Genomic DNA, 16803 nt, shown 5'->3' with positions numbered 1-16803 from the left:
GCGCGTAGTCTGTAGTTGTCCCACAGGAGACGACGATGATTGCGACTTACACCCCAGATGCCCAGGCCCGCCGCCTGGAACTTGCCGCCGGCGCCAGCCGGAAACTGGTCCTGCGCGCCGGCGCCACGCTGGTGTGCGTCAGCGGCAGCGTGCGGATCGAGGAACCCGTGAATGGCCCGGAAGCCGCGGGCGGACTGCCTCGCGCGGTATCGGTGCGCATTAATGCGGGTGAGGGGCATGGCCTGGGCTACGGCGGCGTGGCGCAGGTCACGGCCATCGGCCAGGCCGAGGTGATATGCATGGACGTACCGGGCTATGCGCAGCGTTTTTTTCAGGCAGCGGCCGCATTTTTTCGGCTGGATTTGGCCAGAAGCCGAAAAAATTCCCTCGGTGCGCTGCACAAGATTTCAAAATGATGTATGATTCACACATCAGACGCGGGGTGGAGCAGTCTGGCAGCTCGTCGGGCTCATAACCCGAAGGTCGTAGGTTCAAATCCTGCCCCCGCAACCAGTTTCAAGCAGAAGAAAGCCGCGATACTAATCGCGGCTTTTTTTCGTCTTGCGGCAGGATTTCCCGCGCCGCTTGCTCTGCGTCAAACCTTTGTTCCAGTCCGGACTTTCCCTGGTGTTCACGGCCGCACAGGCCCGCAGCCCTGCGCTACCATGGGTCACGCGCGCTAGGTTGCCGCACTCGAGGAGGGTCCATGGGAACAGCAAAATACGATCATCCCGGCTATGTCGCCGATACGGGCGCTGACGGCAAGTACCACGTGGGCATCTGGTGCCCCCATGGCTATCCCGCCCATATCCATATCGGCAGGCCCGCCGAACGTGGCGATCCCCAGGCGATGCTGCGCCTGCGCATACCGGACGGGGTGTTCCAGTCCTTGCCCGACGATCCTGAAACCCTTTGCCGCCGTGCGCTGGGGCAGGCGCTGGGCGCGGGCCTGTTGCCGTCCGTCTCGGTGGATGGCGAATACCAGGAACTGCGTTTCCAGATCGACGCCGAACCCTGGTCCGGCCCGATGCAGTCGGCCGCCCACGCCTGAATCCTGGCCGCGAGCCCAGGTTGAATTACCCACAGCAACTGTGGACAAGCCTTGGGATAGCCTCTGCGCATTTCGGGTTTTCCCTGCCAGAACAATGACTTGGTAACGCCGGTCAATAAACGCCCCACTGGGGCGTTTATTGCTTCCCTCCTGCACGACGGTCCGGCTATGCGACAATCTTTTCCCTCCCTGGCGTGCCCGCCCCTGTTTTGCCATTCCCTCCCGGTCCGTTCCCCATGCTTAGTGCTACGCGTATCCATTCCTGCGGCCTGAAGGCGCCGACGCCATGAGTCCAGCTGTCGCGCGCGTCGCCGTCATCGGCGGCGGTCCCGCCGGTCTGATGGCCGCCGAGCGCCTGAGCGCGCAAGGCGTGCAGGTGGATGTGTTCGATGCGATGCCATCGGTCGGCCGCAAGTTCCTGATGGCGGGGCGGGGCGGCCTGAATCTGACCCACAGCGAGCCGGCCGAGCCGTTCCTGGCGCGTTACGGCGACCGCGCGTCCCATGTCGCGCCTTGGCTGCAGGCGCTCGACGCGGACGGATTGCGGGAATGGACCCACGGACTGGGCATCCAGACCTTCGTGGGTTCGTCCGGCCGGGTTTTTCCCCAGGAGATGAAGGCGGCGCCCCTGTTACGGGCCTGGCTGGCCAGGCTGCGCGCCGGCGGCGTGCGCCTGCACATGCGGCACCGCTGGCTGGGATGGCCGGCGGGTTCCCGGCCTGGCCCGGGCGCGCTGCGCTTTGATACGCCCGAGGGCGAGCAGTGCTACGCGGCTGACGCCGTGGTGCTGGCGCTGGGCGGAGGCAGCTGGGCCAAATTGGGATCGGATGGCGCCTGGGTCGACGGCCTGCAAGCGCACGGCGTTACGGTCGCGCCGCTACGGCCGGCCAATTGCGGATTCGACGTGGCGTGGTCGGATCATTTTCGCGAACGCTATGCGGGACAGCCCGTGAAATCCGTGGCCATGGCCTGCGAAACCGCAGCCGGCGTGGCTCCCGCCCGTCAGGGAGAGTTCGTTGTGTCGGAAACCGGCATAGAAGGCAGCCTGGTGTATGCCCTGTCCGCGCCGCTGCGCGACCGTATCGATGCCCAAGGCCATGCCGTCGCCATGCTGGATCTGGCTCCGGACTGGTCGCAGGAGAAAGTGATGGCTGCCGTGACGCACCCGCGCGGCTCGCGGTCAATGTCCAGCCATCTGCAAAGCCGGTTGGGGCTGACCGGGGTCAAGGCGGGGTTGCTGCGCGAATGCGCCTCGGCGGAAGATTTCCGCGCCCCCGAGCTGCTGGGCCTGCGCATCAAGGCCTTGCCGCTGCGTCTGCTGCGTGCGCGGCCTATCGACGAAGCGATCAGCACCGCAGGCGGCGTGTCGTTCGCCGCGCTGGATTCCGGCCTGATGCTGCGCGAAATCCCTGGCGTGTTCTGCGCAGGGGAAATGCTGGATTGGGAGGCGCCGACAGGCGGCTATCTGCTGACGGCCTGCATGGCGAGCGGCGTGGCCGCCGCGGCCGGGGCGATTGAATTCTTGCGATCGGGTGGGCGCGGCCAGGCGGATGCCTGAAGCCGCATGAGCTCAGGAGCCCGAGGAATAGGGCGCCAGGCCCAGCGGCGCGCGCGGCGCCAGATCGCCGACGACGTGGCCCACGACGGGTTCGCCCCCTTCCGGTTGCGTGACGATGCCGATGACGCGGGTAATCGCGCTGGCCGGAATGTCCGTGCCGTGCGCGGGATCCTGCACCAGTTGCCAGATGGTGGCTTCTTCGGGGACTGCGGTCTGTTCGGTCAGGTCGGAGCTGTCCAGGCAGCTGCGGGCAAAGGCCGACCAGTCCGATGCGTTGCAAGGCAAGCCGTGAGCGGTGGCCAGGCGGGCCAGGGCCAGCGGCGCGTCTGCCTGGCTGGCCGCATGCTGGGCGGCGGCTCCCAGGGAGACATCCAGCGACAGCAGGCGCAGGAACTCTACGACGTTGTCGGTATTCTTCATTGTGCGGTCTCCTGTGGTGACTGTTCTGGTTATGGCCCTGAGCCTGCAGGCAAGCCGGGCGGCGTTTCAGGCCGGGCCTTGGCCCAGCATCGATACCAATGACTTTTTCAGGCGTGCCGAAAAAATCGGTACCGTATGGGACACCCCATCGCGGTCGACGCCCTCTTTGAGTTCGACCGATTGGCCGAGGAAAATATCCGGTGCGGCGCCAATTTCGTTGTAGCGGGCCAGCAATTCGTTCACGTTCTGCTGCGCGTCGGCGAGCGTGCTGCTTTCAGCCAGCTTGCCAGCGGCATGCGCCTGCAAAATGCGATGGAGATCGTCGATGAAGAGCGCCAAAGCCGCCTGCCCGCGGCACTGCGGCTGTTCCCAGCCCCAGCCCTGGTGGGCCGAGCCGGCGCTTTGCGATGTGTGTTTCTTGGTCATGTCCGCATCCTAATCGATTGGCGCTAAATGCGCGACAGGCGAACGCAAGCCTTTCCAACGGCGTTTGATCCCGGCTCAGCCTCCCATAGGGGAGCCGCCGCGAGCCGGTCCGGTCGATGCGCAAATGAGGGTCTTTGGGGTATGCTGGCTTCACTTTCCAAGCCCAGACAGGAGATGTCTATGAAGAACAAAGTCTTTCTCGTCATGTTGCTTTCGATCGCCGCGCTCTCGGCCGGTTGCAACACCGTAGCGGGGGCAGGCAAGGACATCCAGCGGGGCGGCGAGAAGATAGAGGGCGCCGCCACCAAGTAGGCCCGCGCCCTGCGCCGCAATCCGGCCTGGAAGCCGCGAGACATGCCTTGGCATCCCTCTCGCGGCTTTTTTGTTGGCGCGCTACGTAGAAAGGGGCTGCAAGCGGGAGGCGGTGCGAGGGCTTTCCCCCTGGCATAATTCGCGGAGTTGAATTCGATCGTGGGAAGTGTCATGCGCAAGTCTTTGTGGTTGGGAATGGCGTTTGCGGCCTTGTTGGCCGGCTGCGCGAGCAAAGGGGTCTACGAATCCGATGCCGTCGTCACGGAGACCTTCACCGTCAATACCAACTACGAAGCGGCTTTCCGCCGGGCCGGCGAGTACGTGCGCACCTGCCACGTGCAAGTGCAGCACGCCTATAACGTCGCCTATGCCTGGCGCCACGTGAAGGGCGAAAAGGGTGCGCCGGACGAAGTGCAGCTCTATAAGGTGACGGAACCCGCCAAGGTGCTGGAACTGATTGCCGCCGAAAGCGCCAGCCCCTCCACCGCCAAGGTAACCATCACGGTCTTGGGCGAAGGGCGTTGGGACGCTGCTGAAATCGCCGCTGCCCGCGCCTCCATCCAGAGCGCAACGCCGGTCTGCCGCAAGGGCGGCGAAGGCTGATCCATGGATGCCCGCGCCCAGCAGATCCGTGCTAGCGGCCTGTCGTTCTCGCTGCTGGCGGGGGCGTTCCGCTTCCTGGGCTGGCTCAATGGGGGCGCGGCGCTGGTCCTGACGGGGTTTTCGCTGGGCGTGGTCGGCGGCGATATCGCCGCGCCGGATCTGCAACTGCCGCTGGCGCTGCTGCTCGGCGGCCTGCTGGCCGCCTGCCTGGGAATTCTGTTTGCCTACCTGGCGCAGGTCAGCCTGTTGCGCCAGGGCTACACCGGACATCTGACGCGTGCCCACTGGCCCGCGCAGCTTCTGGCCATGGTTTGTTATCTGATCAGTGCGCTTGCCTTCTGCGCCGCCTGCTGGCTGGCGGCTGGACAGGCGGTCACGGATGCGCCTCAGACGACCGCCTATGCGAGGCGGTAGTTGCGGGTAAACCCGTGTGCGCAAAAGTGTTGGACTTGAATTTGTGTTGAGAATAATATGCGCAGTGCGTATATAAATCTCCTGTTCGGGGCCCGTCATGACCATTTCCCAGCAAGCCTTCCTGCGCGACGCCATGCGGCGCCTGAATCTCACCCGCGACGTGTTCGCGACCCGCATCGGCGTCAAACGCCGGGCGCTTGATACCTGGTTGCTGCCCGAGGGCTCGCAGGAATTCCGCGCCATGCCGGAAGTGGTGCAGCGCTTCGTCAGCGAAATCGTCCAGAACGGTGTTTTGCTGGAAAAATATACGCAAAGCGTACAAGAAGGTCCGCTGCGTGACCGCATCGCCGTGGAAGGCAAGCACCAACTGCTGTCGGTGGACCAGTTCACCCGTGAATCGGTCGAGGACCTGTTCCGCGTGGCCGACATGATGCAGCCCATCGCCCGCCGCCAGAAAGTGTCGCGCGTGCTGGAAGGCGCGGTGCTGGGCAACCTGTTCTTCGAGGCCAGCACCCGTACCCGCGTGAGCTTCGGTTCGGCATTCTGCCGCCTGGGCGGCTCGGTCTGCGACACCACCGGCTTCACGTTCTCGTCCATGGCCAAGGGCGAGTCGATCTACGACACCAGCCGCGTCATGAGCGGCTACGTCGACGCCATGGTCATCCGCCATCCGGACCAGGGTTCGGTCGCGGAATTCGCGCGCGCCACCAACATCCCCGTGGTCAACGGCGGCGACGGCCCGGGCGAACACCCTAGCCAGGCCCTGCTGGACCTGTACACGATCCTGACCGAGTTCTCGCGCCTGGGCAAACTGCTGGACGGCGCGCACATCGCCATGGTCGGCGACCTGAAGTACGGCCGCACCGTGCACTCGCTCATCAAGCTGATGGCGCTTTACAAGAACGTGAAGTTCTCGCTGGTGTCGCCCAAGGGCCTGGAAATGCCGGCCTACATCATCGAGCAGGCCAGCCGCAACGGCAACATCATCGAGCAGAAGAGCACGCTGGCCGAAGGCCTGGCCGGCGCCGACGTGATCTACGCGACGCGCGTGCAGAAAGAGCGCTTCGCCAACGAAGAAAACGAAGGCTACACGCCGGATTTCCAGATCAGCCGCGCCATCATCGACGCCTACTGCGGCCCCGATACCATCGTGATGCACCCGCTGCCGCGCGACAGCCGTCCCGGCGCCAACGACCTGAGCGTGGACCTGAACCACGATCCGCGCCTGGCCATCTTCCGCCAGACCGACAACGGCATTCCCATCCGCATGGCGATCTTCGCAGTGCTGCTGGGCGTGGAGGGCCTGGTGCAGCACTCCTTGCGCGACGTGACCTGGCAGCATCCGTCGCACGTGGGTCCGGACGATTCCGCTTTCCACGGACTCGAATAAGCGCGCGGCGCCGGGTCGAATACCCCTTGGACTCCAGCCGCTACGCGGCCTGGAGCCGGGGTTTTCAAGCATAATCCGCGCTGGCTTTTTCTGTCGCGTGTCGTTTCCGGACACGCCGTAGGGCCTACGGACGGATTATCTATGTCTACTAGCAGTGTTGGCGTCGTGCCATCTTCCGATCGGCACGCCGGCGCATCCGGCCAGGCGTGCTACCTGAGCGCATCCGACGAGCAGGCCTGGATAGCGGTCTACCAGTCGGTTGACGCCTATACGCGCGGGCAGGTCGCCGCAGTGGTGGGCGACAGCCTGTCCGCCCTGGTCGACGCCTTTTATTCCACGCTGCTGGCCGACGCCGAAGCCGGCCCCCGCCTGTCCCACGACATCGTATCCAGCCGTTTGCACGCGGGCATGACCCGCTGGCTCAAGGGGCTCCTGTGCGTGCGCGACCAGGGCGACATCGCCGTCCTGATGGCTACGCAGAAAAAAGTGGGCGAGGTGCACGCCCGCGTCCACATTCCGATCCATCTGGTGATGGCGGGCGCCCGCATCCTGAAGAACGAGATCGCGCTGCGCCTGCGCGCCAGCGACCTGGACGGCATGGCCGCATCGGTCGCCACCCAGTACGTGTGCAATCTGTTCGACCTGGCGGTCGAGCAGATGAGCCGCGCCTTCATGCGCGACATCAGCCGCGGCGCCCGCAACGACGAGGCCTATCGCCTTTTCGCCCTGGGCCAGAACATTTCCACGGAACGCGAACGCCAGCGCGCCGCCTTGCTGGAATGGAGCCAGGCGGTGCTGATCGGCTTGCATTACCGTGCGCCAGGGCAAAGCCTGCCGCGGCTGGCGGCCTCGGAATTCGGGCTGTGGCTGCAGCACAAGGGCGGGGCGATGTTCGAAAGCGCTCCGGGCCTGCAGCAGATCACGGACGCCGTCGCGCAGTTGGACTCGGTAGTGCTGCCCCAATTGATGCGGGGCGAAGAACAGGGGCTCGCCGCCTCGATGCCGGACCACGTGCGCGAATTGCAGGAACTGGTGGCGCGCATCAAGCATCTGCTCAACGGCCTGTTCGACATGGTGGCCGAGATCGAGAGCGGCAGCGATCCCCTGACCAATGTGCTGAACCGGCGCTTCCTGCCCTCGGTGGTCGGGCGCGAAATCTCGATCGCGCGGCGCCAGCGCAGCGCATTCTCCGTCCTGTTGCTGGACATCGACCATTTCAAGGCCATCAACGACCAGCACGGCCATTCGGGCGGCGACCAGGTGTTGCGCCAGTTTGCGGAAGTGCTGCACCAATCGTGCCGCTCCAGCGATTTCGTGTTCCGCTACGGCGGCGAGGAATTCCTCGTGGTGCTGGTGGATGCGCAGCAGGAGGCCGCGCTGGCGACGGCCGAGAAGCTGGGCGCGGAGATCCGCCGCCATGTGTTCAACATCCCCGAGGCGGGGCCGCTGCATATCACGGCCAGCATCGGCGTGGCGACCTTCGACGGCCACCCGGACTATGCCTATCTGATCGACCGCGCCGACCAGGCGCTCTACCAGGCCAAGCAGGCCGGCCGCGACCGCGCCGTGGCGGCCTGAGGCCCGGCGCGCGCATGAAAAAGGCCGCCCGGTCAGGGGCGGCCCGCGGTTTGCCTGGCGCCATGGCGCCCGCGGCTTACACCTTCTTTTCGCCGCCGAGCGCGTCGACCAGTTCGGCCATCATCTTGGCCAATTCGCCCGTCATCAGCATCATGTCGGAATCGAACTTCTCGTCGTCGTTGGCGGCCACGCCTTCGTTGCCTTCCTTCAGCACGTCCAGGGGCGCGACGCGCTTGACGTCCAGGCCTTCGGTCAGCACGAACGAAATGCGGTCGGCCCAGGTCATGGCCAGGCGGGTGCACTGCTTGCCCGACTGGATATGGCGGCGCACGTCATCGGCGTCGATCGAATGCTTGACGTAGCGGATCGCTGCGCCGCTTTCGCCCGACGAACGCAGCTCGGTGTCCTGGTCGATCGAGAAGTTGGCCGGAGCCTCGTCCTCGGCCAGCCAGCCGGTCATGGCCGAAGCCGGCGACTGCGCCACGTACAGGTTTTCGAGCGGGAACGGATCCACGCACTTGGCCAGGAGGCCGATGACTTCGTCGGCCTTGGCCGAGGCGGCCGCGTCGATCACCAGCCAATGGTTCTGCGGATCGATCCAGACGCGCGTGTCGCGGTACACGCTGAAGGCGCGCGGCAGGAGCTCGTCGGTGACGCGTTCCTTGATTTCCTTCATTTGCTTGCGGCCCGGCTTGTAGCCTTGCTGCTCTTCGATTTCCTGGGCGCGGGCCTTGGCGACCTGGTTCACCACGGTGCCAGGCAGCAGCTTCTTTTCGGCGCGCAGGCTCAGCAGGATCTGGCCGTTGACCACATGCGCCAGGCCGCCGTTCTCGCGCGGAGGAACCCAGCCCAGGCTTTGCATTTCGAGGTTGTTGCCGCTTTGGTAGGCATGCCGCGCGAGCGTTTCTTCAAGCTGGTCGCCGACCAGCGTCCACGGCGAGGAGAGGCGATAAATCTTGAGATTCTTGAACCACATGAGCGTCGGCCAAAAGGGTTGATTCTATACGACCCGGCCGCTTTGCCGAAGTGCGGCAATACCGCAGCGTGACGCGACACCTTCTGTCACTGACAGCGGCGGGCCGATGCGCTACTGTCCGCGCAGCAAGTCGAACTGGAGATAAAAAATGAAGATCATCGGCGCCATTCTGATCGTCCTGGGTATCGCCGCCCTGGCCTACAAGGGCTTCAACTACAAGTCCGAGGAGACCGTGCTGCAGATCGGTTCGGTGAAGGCCACCGCCGAGACCGAGAAGTCGGTGGCGATTCCGGCCTGGGCCGGCATTGCGGCCATCGTGGCCGGCGTGGTGGCGATCGGCGTCGGCATGCGCCGCTGACTGCGGGCTGTCTGCAAGATCCGCCGATGGCGACCGCAGGGTCGCCATTTTTGCGCGCGCAGGCAAAAAAAAGCGGCCCGGCTCATTGAGGGCCGGGCCGGTACGGGAGCACGCAATACCGCGTCATAAAAGGCTCGCGGGGAACGCGGTATCGGTGTCAGAACACTGGCCCTGCAATCGGCCGACAGGGGGATCAATCGTCGGTCAATCTGGCGCAAGGCCGTAATCTGAGCGCCCAGTCTAATGGCGCGGGTCTGACATGGTCCTGAAAGTGCGGACTCAATTGCGGTGGAGCGACATAGGCGAATTCGGACCAGGCCTATCGTTGGCGACCTTGGTCTGGGACTGGGCTGATTTTCCGCCTCGGGTCGAAAAAATACACTTTTCTCTCGCTATCGAGGTTTGTCGATGCCGGTCTTCGGTACTCAGAACTCGTACTTTTCGGCGAGGTGATGCGTGATGCGAGGTGAAACATGAAGAAAGCAGTCCGGCTCCTGGCTGCGGCTGGCGCAATTGTCCTGTCGCACTTGTTTGCAAACGACAGCTCGGCGGCAATTTGTACGAATCCGTACGCGTTCACGCTTCAAGGTCCCGCTTCTATTGCCTTCGACCCTGCGCTTACTGTCGGCGCCACACTTTGGAGCGGTTCTGTCAATGCATCCAGTGGCGGTAGCGGTGGCTGCAGTTCCGGTACGTTCAGGATTGATTTCGTGGGTTCGAAGACCTACCAGGGAAACAATCTCTACGATTCTGGGATTTCGGGGATCGGCTACAGGCTGAAGTTCACAAGCTCGGGATCTTGCACCAAAGTCTGGTGGCCGTCTTCGTGCACCGACTCATGGTCGGGCACGATGGGTACTCACAGCCTTCTGGTCGAACTGGTGAAGACCGGGCCGATCACAACCGGCGGAACGTTGAGCGGGATATTCGCGGAATGGAAGGTCGGCGCTGAACAGTACTTGCGCTACAGTTGGCGGGGCAGTGTCACCGTCAAGCCGGTGATCCCTACCTGCAAAGTCGCCACGCCGTCCATTCCCGTCCCGCTCGGCACCATTCCAGCCAGCAAGTTCTCTGGGATAGGAAGCACTTCGAAGTCCGAGAGCTTCAACATCGCATTGCAGTGCTCGGGTGGCGACGCCGGCCGCACCACCGACATCCATCTGACCTTGACCGACCAGACTGCGCCTTCCAACCGCACGGCCGTGCTGTCGCTGACCTCGGGGTCAACGGCGCAGGGTTTAGGCATTCAGGTCAAGAGCGGGACGACGCTTATCAGCTATGGCCCCGACTCGGCTGCGCAGGACAACCCCAATCGTTGGTACGCGGGGGCGGCCGCCAATGGCACGTTCCTGATCCCGCTGTCGGCGAGCTACGTGCAAACCGGGGCCACGGTCAAGGGTGGATCGGCCAATGGCCGGGCGACGTTCACGATGAGCTATCCATAGCCCCCCAATGCGCGCGCAAAAAAAAAGCTCCATAAGGAGCTTTTGAAAGGCCGGGCGGGCGCAGCAGTCCCGTCCGGCGGGGGATGGCCTTTTAAGCGTTGATGTCGTTGTCCTTGGATTCGCGCACGAACAGCGTGCCGATGACCAGGGTCATGACTGCAATGATGATCGGATACCACAAGCCGTCGTAGATGTTGCCGGTGGCGGCGACCACGGCGAAGGCGACCGGGGGCAGGAAGCCGCCGAACCAGCCGTTGCCGATGTGGTAAGGCAAGCTCATCGACGTGTAGCGGATGCGCGTCGGGAACATTTCCACCAGCATGGCGGCGATCGGGCCGTAGACCATGGTCACGTAGATCACCAGGATGGTCAGCAGCACCACGACCATGACGTTGTTGCTCTGGGCCGGATCAGCCTTGGCGGGGTAGCCGTGGCTGCGGATGGCGGTGGTGAGCGACTTGTCCAGTTCGGCGGCCTTGGCCTTGAAGTCGGCGGGCGCCAGGGCCTTGCCGTCGAACGAGGCGAACTCGTCGTTGCCGATCTTGACCTTGGCGACCGAGCCGGCCGGGGCCGCTTCGTTCTTGTAGTTCACCGAGTTGCGGGCCATGAACGACTTGACCACGTCGCAAGAGCTGGTGAACGAGGCGGTGCCCACGGGGTTGAACTGGAACGAGCAGGTGGCCGGGTCCGCGATCACGGTGACCGGCGCCGAAGCCTGGGCCTTTTCCAGCGCCGGGTTGGCGAAGTGCGTGATGCCCTGGAAGATCGGGAAGTACGTCGCCGCGGCGATCAGGCAGCCGGCCATGATGATGGGCTTGCGGCCGATCTTGTCGGACAGCGCGCCGAAGATCACGAAGAAGGGCGTGCCGATCAGGAGCGCGATCGCGATCATGATGTTGGCGGTGTTGGCGTCGACCTTCAGCGTCTGCGTCAGGAAGAACAGGGCGTAGAACTGGCCCGTGTACCAGACCACGGCCTGGCCGGCGGTCAAGCCCAGCAGCGCCAGGATCACGACCTTCAGGTTCTTCCACTGGCCGAACGATTCGGCGATCGGCGCCTTGGAACCCTTGCCTTCGTCCTTCATGCGCTGGAAGGTCGGCGATTCGTTCAACTGCAACCGGATCCACACCGAGATGCCCAGCAGGACGACCGAGATCAGGAACGGAATGCGCCAGCCCCAGGCCTTGAAGTCGTCTTCGCCCATGAACGTGCGGATGCCGAGGATGACCAGCAGCGACAGGAACAGGCCCAGGGTCGCGGTGGTCTGGATCCAGGACGTGTAGAAGCCACGGCGGCCATGCGGCGCGTGTTCGGCGACATAGGTCGCCGCGCCGCCGTATTCACCGCCCAGCGCCAGGCCTTGCAGCAGGCGCAGGACGATCAGGATGGCGGGAGCGGCCAGGCCGATGCTGGCGTAGCTGGGCAGCACGCCCACGAGGAACGTGGACAGGCCCATGATCACGATCGTGACCAGGAAGGTGTACTTGCGTCCGACCAGGTCGCCCAGTCGGCCGAACACCAGTGCGCCGAACGGACGTACGGCGAAACCGGCGGCGAACGCCAGCAGGGCGAAGATGAAGCCCGCGGTGGGGTTCACGCCCGAGAAGAAGTGTTGCGCGATGATGGCGGCTAGCGAGCCGTACAGGTAGAAGTCGTACCACTCGAAAACCGTGCCCAGCGACGACGCAAAGATGACGCGGCGTTCATCCTTGGTCATCGGGCGCGGATCCGCGGATGGACCGCGGCCTGCCATGGTTGTTGTGCTCATGATGTCTCCTCGGTTTTATGGCCGGCGGTGGTCCGCCGTGCTGCGCCCGCCGCCGGCGAGCCGACATTGAGCTATATGCAACATTGGGGGGTGAGGCTGACGAGGTTCTGACGGGATACTTACTTGAGTCTTAAAATTGAAACTGAAAGTAACTGCTCCCTGGGAGGCTAGGGATAGTCCTAGGAGACGTCGGAGAGGTCTGACAACTCGGCGTAAAGCGGAAAGATCACGCGAATCCGCATACCGGGGAGGTTCGAATACGTCGTGGGGTGATCGCTGATTTCGACGCTGGCCTGGTGCTTCTGGGCGATCTCCCGAACGATGGCCAGCCCCAGGCCGCTGCCGTCGGACTGGGTGCCCAGCACGCGGTAGAAGCGGTCGAACACCCGTTCGCGCTCTTCAGGCGGGATGCCGGGGCCGGAATCCTCTACCTCCAACACCGCATGCGCACCCAGGATCTGCGTGCGCACCGTGATGTGGCCGCCGCGCGGCGTGTAGCGCAGCGCGTTGTCCACCAGGTTGTTGAGCAGTTCGGCCAGCAGCAGCGGGTTGCCGTTGATCTCGACCGGGTGGTCCGAGCCTTCGAAGCCCAGGTCGGTACTCAGCGAGAGCGCCTGCGGCACCCAGTGCATGGCCTGTTCGTAGGCGATGGCGTTGATGTCCGTGCGGGTCATGCCGATGGCGCTGGGGTTTTCGGCCCGGGCCAGCAACAGCAACTGGTTCACCAGGCGCGTGGCGCGCTCGGAACCGGTCACGAGCTGGCGCAGGCTGGACTGCATTTCCTCGGGGCTGGCGTCGCGCAGGGCCAGTTCGGCCTGGGTGCGCAGGCCGGCCAGCGGGGTTTTCAGCTGGTGCGCGGCGTCCGCGACGAAGCGGCGCTGCGCCTGCACGTTGGACGATAGCCGGTCCAGCAGGTCGTTCATCGCGGCCACCAGGGGCGCGATCTCGGTGGGCGCGGCGCGCTCGTCGATGGGCGACAGGTCGTCGGGCCGGCGGGCCCGCAGGCGCTGCTGCAACGCGTTCAAAGGCGCCACCCCGCGCGACAGCCCGAACCACACCAGCAGCACGGCGACAGGCAGCACCACGAACTGCGGAATGATCACGCCCTTGATGATGTCGTTGGCCAGCTGGGTGCGCTTTTCGACGGTCTCGGCCGCGATCAGCAGCGCCGGCTGGGTATCGGGCAGATGCAGGTCCACCCAGGTGAACGCCAGCCGGACCCCGAAGCCGCGCAAGGTCGCGTCCTCGTACTGCACTTCGCCGGGCCGGGGCTGGCCCACGGTGGAAGGCAGGGGCAGGGCGCGGTCGCCGCCCAGGTATTCGCCGCGGCTGCCCAGCGCCAGCCAGAACACGCTATCGGTCTCGTCGGCGTGCAGTACTTCCCGCGCGGTGTTGGTCATCTTCAGCACGGCCCGGCCGTCCTGCGCATGTACCTGCAGCGTCAGCACATGAAGATTATTGGCCAGCGCACGGTCGTAGGGCACGTTGGCGATGTTCTGCGCCACCACATAGGTGATGGCCACGCTCATCGGCCACAGCAGGAATAGCGGCGCCAGCATCCAGTCCAGGATTTCGCCCAGCAGGGAGCGCTGCGGCGGCGCGAAGCTGGGGCCCTTGGCCCCCGCCCGCATGACATCCAGTGCTTCCTGGTTCAGCGCTTCCGGCGGCGCCGCTTCAGCTTGCGAGGTACGCCGCACCCTGGTCCCGCTCAAGACAGTAGCCCAGGCCGCGCACGGTCACGATCTTCACGCCGCTGGGCTCCAGCTTCTTGCGCAGGCGATGGACGTAGACCTCGATGGCATTGGTGCTGACCTCTTCGCCCCATTCGCACAGGTGGTCGACCAGCTGGGTCTTGCTGACCATGCGGCCGCTGCGGGTCAGGAGGATCTCGAGCAGGCTGACTTCGCGCGCCGACAGGTCCAGGGTCTGGTCGTCGACCATGGCGACGCGGCCGGTCTGGTCGAACAGCAGGCGGCCATGCTTGATCATGGTGGCGCCGCCGCCCGCACCGCGCCGGGTCAGGGCCCGCACGCGGGCCTCGAGCTCGGACAGCGCGAAAGGCTTGGCCATGTAGTCGTCGGCGCCCAGGTCCAGGCCCTTGACGCGCTGTTCGATGCTGTCGGCAGCCGTCAGGATGAGCACCGGCAGGGCGGAATTGCGGGCGCGCAGGCGGCGCAGCACTTCCAGTCCGGCCAGTTGCGGCAGGCCCAGGTCGAGGATGAGCAGGTCGAATGCCTGGGCCGCCAGCGCCGAGTCGGCCGCCAGTCCGTCGCGCACCGCATCCACGGCATAGCCGTTGTGGCGCAACGAACGGGACAGGCCGTCGGCCAGGATGCTGTCGTCTTCGGCGATCAGGATACGCATGGGCTACAGTGAGAAAAGGCCCCGCGGCGCAAAGGGGACAAAACGCCGGGTTCGTCTGGCATTCTGGCATAGGGCGCCATGCTTGCCACTCAGGGTATACGTGCAAAACACTGGCACACTGGTTTTATGTACAGTATAATCCGATGCCATAATCTGACCCGTTGCTCAAAGCACCCGCCTAACCCTGCGGCACTTCCCTAGACACCAGATACGTTACAGACAGGACTCTACATGGACGACAAAACCACCAAGGCCGCCGCATCGGAAAAGGCCAAGGCGCTTGCCGCCGCGCTTTCGCAGATCGAAAAGCAGTTCGGCAAGGGCTCGATCATGCGCTACGGCGACAACGAGGTGTCGCACGACATCCAGGTGGTTTCCACGGGCTCCCTGGGCCTGGACATCGCGCTGGGCGTCGGCGGCCTGCCGCGAGGCCGCGTGGTCGAAATCTACGGTCCGGAATCCTCGGGCAAGACCACGCTGACGCTGCAGGTGGTCGCTGAAATGCAAAAGCTGGGCGGCACCTGCGCCTTCGTCGACGCCGAACACGCGCTCGACGTGCAATACGCCTCCAAGCTGGGCGTGAACCTGGCCGACCTGCTGATCTCGCAGCCGGACACGGGTGAACAGGCGCTGGAAATCACCGACGCGCTGGTGCGCTCCGGCTCGGTCGACCTGATCGTGGTCGACTCGGTGGCCGCGCTGGTCCCCAAGGCCGAAATCGAAGGCGAAATGGGCGATTCCCTGCCCGGCCTGCAAGCCCGCCTGATGAGCCAGGCGCTGCGCAAGCTCACCGCCACCATCAAGAAGACCAATTGCATGGTCATCTTCATCAACCAGATCCGCATGAAGATCGGTGTGATGTTCGGCAACCCCGAAACCACCACCGGCGGCAACGCGCTCAAGTTCTACGCCTCCGTGCGCCTGGACATCCGCCGCATCGGCTCCATCAAGAAGGGCGACGAGGTCGTCGGCAACGAAACCCGCGTCAAGGTCGTGAAGAACAAGGTCGCGCCGCCGTTCAAGCAGGCCGAATTCGACATCATGTATGGTGCCGGCATCTCGCGCGAAGGCGAAATCATCGACCTGGGCGTGGCCGCGAACGTGGTCGACAAGTCCGGTGCCTGGTACAGCTACAACGGCAACCGCATCGGCCAGGGCAAGGACAATGTCCGCGAGTACCTGAAAGAGCACAAGGAACTGGCCATCGAAATCGAGAACCGCGTTCGCGAAAACCAGGGCATCGTCAGCCGCGCGGCAGAATTCGTGCCCACCGCGGAAGATACCTCCGAAGAGTAATCGGATTGGTGGCGGGCCTGGCGCGGCGCAATTCAGGTTCGCCGCAAACGGACCGCCTATCGCGTCGGGGCAGCCCGAACAGTTGCGGCAGGCGCCAGGACGGGCCTGCCGTTATGCATACTAAGCAGGAAACGCATGAGCTGGAAATCGCCGCCCGCTTCAGCCGAGCGCCTACGCGCCAAGCTGGACGATGAATTCGAAACCGTGGCCAAGCCCCAGGGCTTGCGCCGCACTTCGGATGCGCGCCGCGATCAGGAAGCGGAATCCAGCGATGCGCCGGAGCAATGGAGCCGCAGCTCGGAAGCCGGCAATGTGCGCCGAGGCCGGCGCGCCGCCGCTGCCGAGGACGGCCCGGACGCGGACGGCCAGTCCGCCCGCAAGGGGCCATCGCTGAAGATGCGGGCCGTGGGCTATCTGTCGCGGCGCGAGCATGCCCGCGAAGAGTTGGCGCGCAAGCTTGCCGCCTACGCCGAGGACTCGGGCGAAGTCGAGGCCGTGCTGGATGCCCTGGAAAAAGAAGGCTGGCTGTCCACCGAACGTTTTGCGCAAAGCCTGGTGCACCGCCGCGCGTCGCGCCAAGGGGCGGCGCGCATCGTGCAGGAATTGCGGCAACATGGCGTGGACGACAACCAGGTCGCCGAATTGCGCGAACAACTGCGCGCCACCGAGTACGACCGCGCGCTGGAAGTCTGGAAGAAGCGCTTCAGCGCCAAGCCGGAAGACCGCGCGGCCTATGCCAAGCAGGCCCGCTTTCTGGCCAGCCGCGGCTTCGCGCATGACGTTATCCGCCGCATCCTGGGTGCAGGCGGCGACGAGGACTGAGCGCTACGCCCGAAGCGCCTGG

The 16803-nt window shown here is 64.7% G+C and carries 18 protein-coding genes and 1 tRNA gene; 13 read left to right on the top strand and 6 right to left on the bottom strand.

Translation table 11 applies throughout. The annotated features are described in order from the left end of the window. Window positions 1-35 precede the first annotated feature (35 nt). From HV766_RS19405 to HV766_RS19390, 4 genes are all read left to right on the top strand, one after another. Entirely contained in the window at window positions 36-416 is a 381-nt protein-coding gene (locus HV766_RS19405) for a hypothetical protein (RefSeq protein ID WP_054451040.1), read from the top strand. A 20-nt stretch (window positions 417-436) separates the two neighbouring features. Continuing rightward, window positions 437-513 (top strand) — tRNA-Met (locus tag HV766_RS19400). Window positions 514-706: 193 nt separating this feature from the next. Further along, window positions 707-1051: a hypothetical protein gene (locus HV766_RS19395; protein ID WP_054451041.1), complete on the top strand. Its 345-nt coding sequence runs from the start codon at window positions 707-709 to the stop codon at window positions 1049-1051. A 286-nt stretch (window positions 1052-1337) separates the two neighbouring features. Next, window positions 1338-2609, top strand: coding sequence for a TIGR03862 family flavoprotein (locus tag HV766_RS19390; protein WP_175181704.1), 1272 nt, complete (start codon window positions 1338-1340; stop codon window positions 2607-2609). A gap of 12 nt (window positions 2610-2621) precedes the next feature. Here HV766_RS19390 and HV766_RS19385 read toward each other — a convergent pair whose 3' ends face one another. Beyond that, on the bottom strand, window positions 2622-3029 hold the full coding sequence (locus tag HV766_RS19385) for a hypothetical protein (RefSeq protein WP_054451043.1): 408 nt from the start codon (window positions 3027-3029) through the stop codon (window positions 2622-2624). 66 nt (window positions 3030-3095) lie between these two features. Next, complete coding sequence (locus HV766_RS19380) at window positions 3096-3455, bottom strand: hypothetical protein (protein ID WP_054451044.1); 360 nt, start codon at window positions 3453-3455, stop codon at window positions 3096-3098. Window positions 3456-3635: 180 nt separating this feature from the next. On the opposite strand from HV766_RS19380, the gene HV766_RS19375 reads away from it, so the two are divergent. The 5 genes from HV766_RS19375 (at window position 3636) to HV766_RS19355 (ending at window position 7752) form a co-directional block, all read left to right on the top strand. After that, window positions 3636-3767: an entericidin A/B family lipoprotein gene (locus HV766_RS19375; protein ID WP_042792633.1), complete on the top strand. Its 132-nt coding sequence runs from the start codon at window positions 3636-3638 to the stop codon at window positions 3765-3767. Between the two features lie 171 nt (window positions 3768-3938). Beyond that, window positions 3939-4370 carry a BPTD_2524 family lipoprotein gene (locus HV766_RS19370; protein WP_054451045.1) on the top strand — a complete coding sequence of 144 codons (432 nt, stop codon included), beginning with the start codon at window positions 3939-3941 and terminating at the stop codon, window positions 4368-4370. Window positions 4371-4373: 3 nt separating this feature from the next. Continuing rightward, on the top strand, window positions 4374-4784 hold the full coding sequence (locus tag HV766_RS19365) for a hypothetical protein (protein ID WP_175181703.1): 411 nt from the start codon (window positions 4374-4376) through the stop codon (window positions 4782-4784). Between the two features lie 97 nt (window positions 4785-4881). Beyond that, a complete protein-coding gene (locus HV766_RS19360) occupies window positions 4882-6174 on the top strand; it encodes an aspartate carbamoyltransferase (protein ID WP_054451047.1) in 1293 nt (430 codons plus the stop codon). A 141-nt stretch (window positions 6175-6315) separates the two neighbouring features. Beyond that, on the top strand, window positions 6316-7752 hold the full coding sequence (locus HV766_RS19355; RefSeq protein ID WP_175181702.1) for a diguanylate cyclase: 1437 nt from the start codon (window positions 6316-6318) through the stop codon (window positions 7750-7752). 76 nt (window positions 7753-7828) lie between these two features. Here the strand turns inward: HV766_RS19355 and HV766_RS19350 are convergent, their stop codons facing one another. Continuing rightward, the gene (locus HV766_RS19350; RefSeq protein ID WP_054451049.1) at window positions 7829-8728 is read right to left on the bottom strand and encodes a recombination-associated protein RdgC; all 900 of its coding nucleotides are present in this window, start codon (window positions 8726-8728) and stop codon (window positions 7829-7831) included. Window positions 8729-8876: 148 nt separating this feature from the next. Between HV766_RS19350 and HV766_RS19345 the strand changes: the two genes are divergently transcribed. Both HV766_RS19345 and HV766_RS19340 read left to right on the top strand, forming a co-directional pair. Next, window positions 8877-9086, top strand: coding sequence for a hypothetical protein (locus tag HV766_RS19345; RefSeq protein ID WP_059379226.1), 210 nt, complete (start codon window positions 8877-8879; stop codon window positions 9084-9086). Window positions 9087-9559: 473 nt separating this feature from the next. Further along, the gene (locus HV766_RS19340) at window positions 9560-10531 is read left to right on the top strand and encodes a fimbrial protein (protein WP_175162456.1); all 972 of its coding nucleotides are present in this window, start codon (window positions 9560-9562) and stop codon (window positions 10529-10531) included. Window positions 10532-10622: 91 nt separating this feature from the next. Here HV766_RS19340 and HV766_RS19335 read toward each other — a convergent pair whose 3' ends face one another. The 3 genes from HV766_RS19335 to HV766_RS19325 form a co-directional block, all read right to left on the bottom strand. Further along, window positions 10623-12284: an MFS transporter gene (locus HV766_RS19335; RefSeq protein WP_054451052.1), complete on the bottom strand. Its 1662-nt coding sequence runs from the start codon at window positions 12282-12284 to the stop codon at window positions 10623-10625. 194 nt (window positions 12285-12478) lie between these two features. Continuing rightward, window positions 12479-13858 carry a sensor histidine kinase gene (locus HV766_RS19330; protein WP_156337320.1) on the bottom strand — a complete coding sequence of 460 codons (1380 nt, stop codon included), beginning with the start codon at window positions 13856-13858 and terminating at the stop codon, window positions 12479-12481. A 115-nt stretch (window positions 13859-13973) separates the two neighbouring features. Further along, window positions 13974-14663 carry a response regulator transcription factor gene (locus tag HV766_RS19325; RefSeq protein WP_013392535.1) on the bottom strand — a complete coding sequence of 230 codons (690 nt, stop codon included), beginning with the start codon at window positions 14661-14663 and terminating at the stop codon, window positions 13974-13976. 231 nt (window positions 14664-14894) lie between these two features. Here HV766_RS19325 and recA point away from each other — a divergent pair, with 231 nt between their 5' ends. Both recA and recX read left to right on the top strand, forming a co-directional pair. Further along, complete coding sequence (recA, locus tag HV766_RS19320) at window positions 14895-15959, top strand: recombinase RecA (RefSeq protein WP_054451054.1); 1065 nt, start codon at window positions 14895-14897, stop codon at window positions 15957-15959. A 135-nt stretch (window positions 15960-16094) separates the two neighbouring features. Continuing rightward, entirely contained in the window at window positions 16095-16781 is a 687-nt protein-coding gene (gene recX / locus HV766_RS19315) for a recombination regulator RecX (RefSeq protein WP_119450546.1), read from the top strand. Window positions 16782-16803: the final 22 nt, after the last annotated feature.

This window comes from Achromobacter aegrifaciens (assembly GCF_902859735.1).
Lineage (GTDB): Bacteria > Pseudomonadota > Gammaproteobacteria > Burkholderiales > Burkholderiaceae_B > Achromobacter > Achromobacter aegrifaciens.
The sequence above is the reverse complement of the archived record's forward strand: the minus strand, read 5'-3'. Positions and strand labels throughout refer to the sequence as shown.

What these genes read in the sequence shown, in the direction of transcription:
- HV766_RS19370 (WP_054451045.1), top strand. Translation starts at nt 3,939, where the DNA reads ATGCGCAAGTCTTTGTGGTTGGGAATGGCGTTTGCGGCCTTGTTGGCC.
- HV766_RS19335 (WP_054451052.1), bottom strand. Translation starts at nt 12,284, where the DNA reads ATGGCAGGCCGCGGTCCATCCGCGGATCCGCGCCCGATGACCAAGGAT.
- HV766_RS19365 (WP_175181703.1), top strand. Translation starts at nt 4,374, where the DNA reads ATGGATGCCCGCGCCCAGCAGATCCGTGCTAGCGGCCTGTCGTTCTCG.
- HV766_RS19360 (WP_054451047.1), top strand. Translation starts at nt 4,882, where the DNA reads ATGACCATTTCCCAGCAAGCCTTCCTGCGCGACGCCATGCGGCGCCTG.
- HV766_RS19380 (WP_054451044.1), bottom strand. Translation starts at nt 3,455, where the DNA reads ATGACCAAGAAACACACATCGCAAAGCGCCGGCTCGGCCCACCAGGGC.
- HV766_RS19330 (WP_156337320.1), bottom strand. Translation starts at nt 13,858, where the DNA reads ATGCTGGCGCCGCTATTCCTGCTGTGGCCGATGAGCGTGGCCATCACC.
- HV766_RS19375 (WP_042792633.1), top strand. Translation starts at nt 3,636, where the DNA reads ATGAAGAACAAAGTCTTTCTCGTCATGTTGCTTTCGATCGCCGCGCTC.
- HV766_RS19385 (WP_054451043.1), bottom strand. Translation starts at nt 3,029, where the DNA reads ATGAAGAATACCGACAACGTCGTAGAGTTCCTGCGCCTGCTGTCGCTG.
- HV766_RS19390 (WP_175181704.1), top strand. Translation starts at nt 1,338, where the DNA reads ATGAGTCCAGCTGTCGCGCGCGTCGCCGTCATCGGCGGCGGTCCCGCC.
- HV766_RS19345 (WP_059379226.1), top strand. Translation starts at nt 8,877, where the DNA reads ATGAAGATCATCGGCGCCATTCTGATCGTCCTGGGTATCGCCGCCCTG.
- recX (WP_119450546.1), top strand. Translation starts at nt 16,095, where the DNA reads ATGAGCTGGAAATCGCCGCCCGCTTCAGCCGAGCGCCTACGCGCCAAG.
- HV766_RS19325 (WP_013392535.1), bottom strand. Translation starts at nt 14,663, where the DNA reads ATGCGTATCCTGATCGCCGAAGACGACAGCATCCTGGCCGACGGCCTG.
- HV766_RS19355 (WP_175181702.1), top strand. Translation starts at nt 6,316, where the DNA reads ATGTCTACTAGCAGTGTTGGCGTCGTGCCATCTTCCGATCGGCACGCC.
- HV766_RS19405 (WP_054451040.1), top strand. Translation starts at nt 36, where the DNA reads ATGATTGCGACTTACACCCCAGATGCCCAGGCCCGCCGCCTGGAACTT.
- HV766_RS19340 (WP_175162456.1), top strand. Translation starts at nt 9,560, where the DNA reads ATGAAGAAAGCAGTCCGGCTCCTGGCTGCGGCTGGCGCAATTGTCCTG.
- HV766_RS19350 (WP_054451049.1), bottom strand. Translation starts at nt 8,728, where the DNA reads ATGTGGTTCAAGAATCTCAAGATTTATCGCCTCTCCTCGCCGTGGACG.
- recA (WP_054451054.1), top strand. Translation starts at nt 14,895, where the DNA reads ATGGACGACAAAACCACCAAGGCCGCCGCATCGGAAAAGGCCAAGGCG.
- HV766_RS19395 (WP_054451041.1), top strand. Translation starts at nt 707, where the DNA reads ATGGGAACAGCAAAATACGATCATCCCGGCTATGTCGCCGATACGGGC.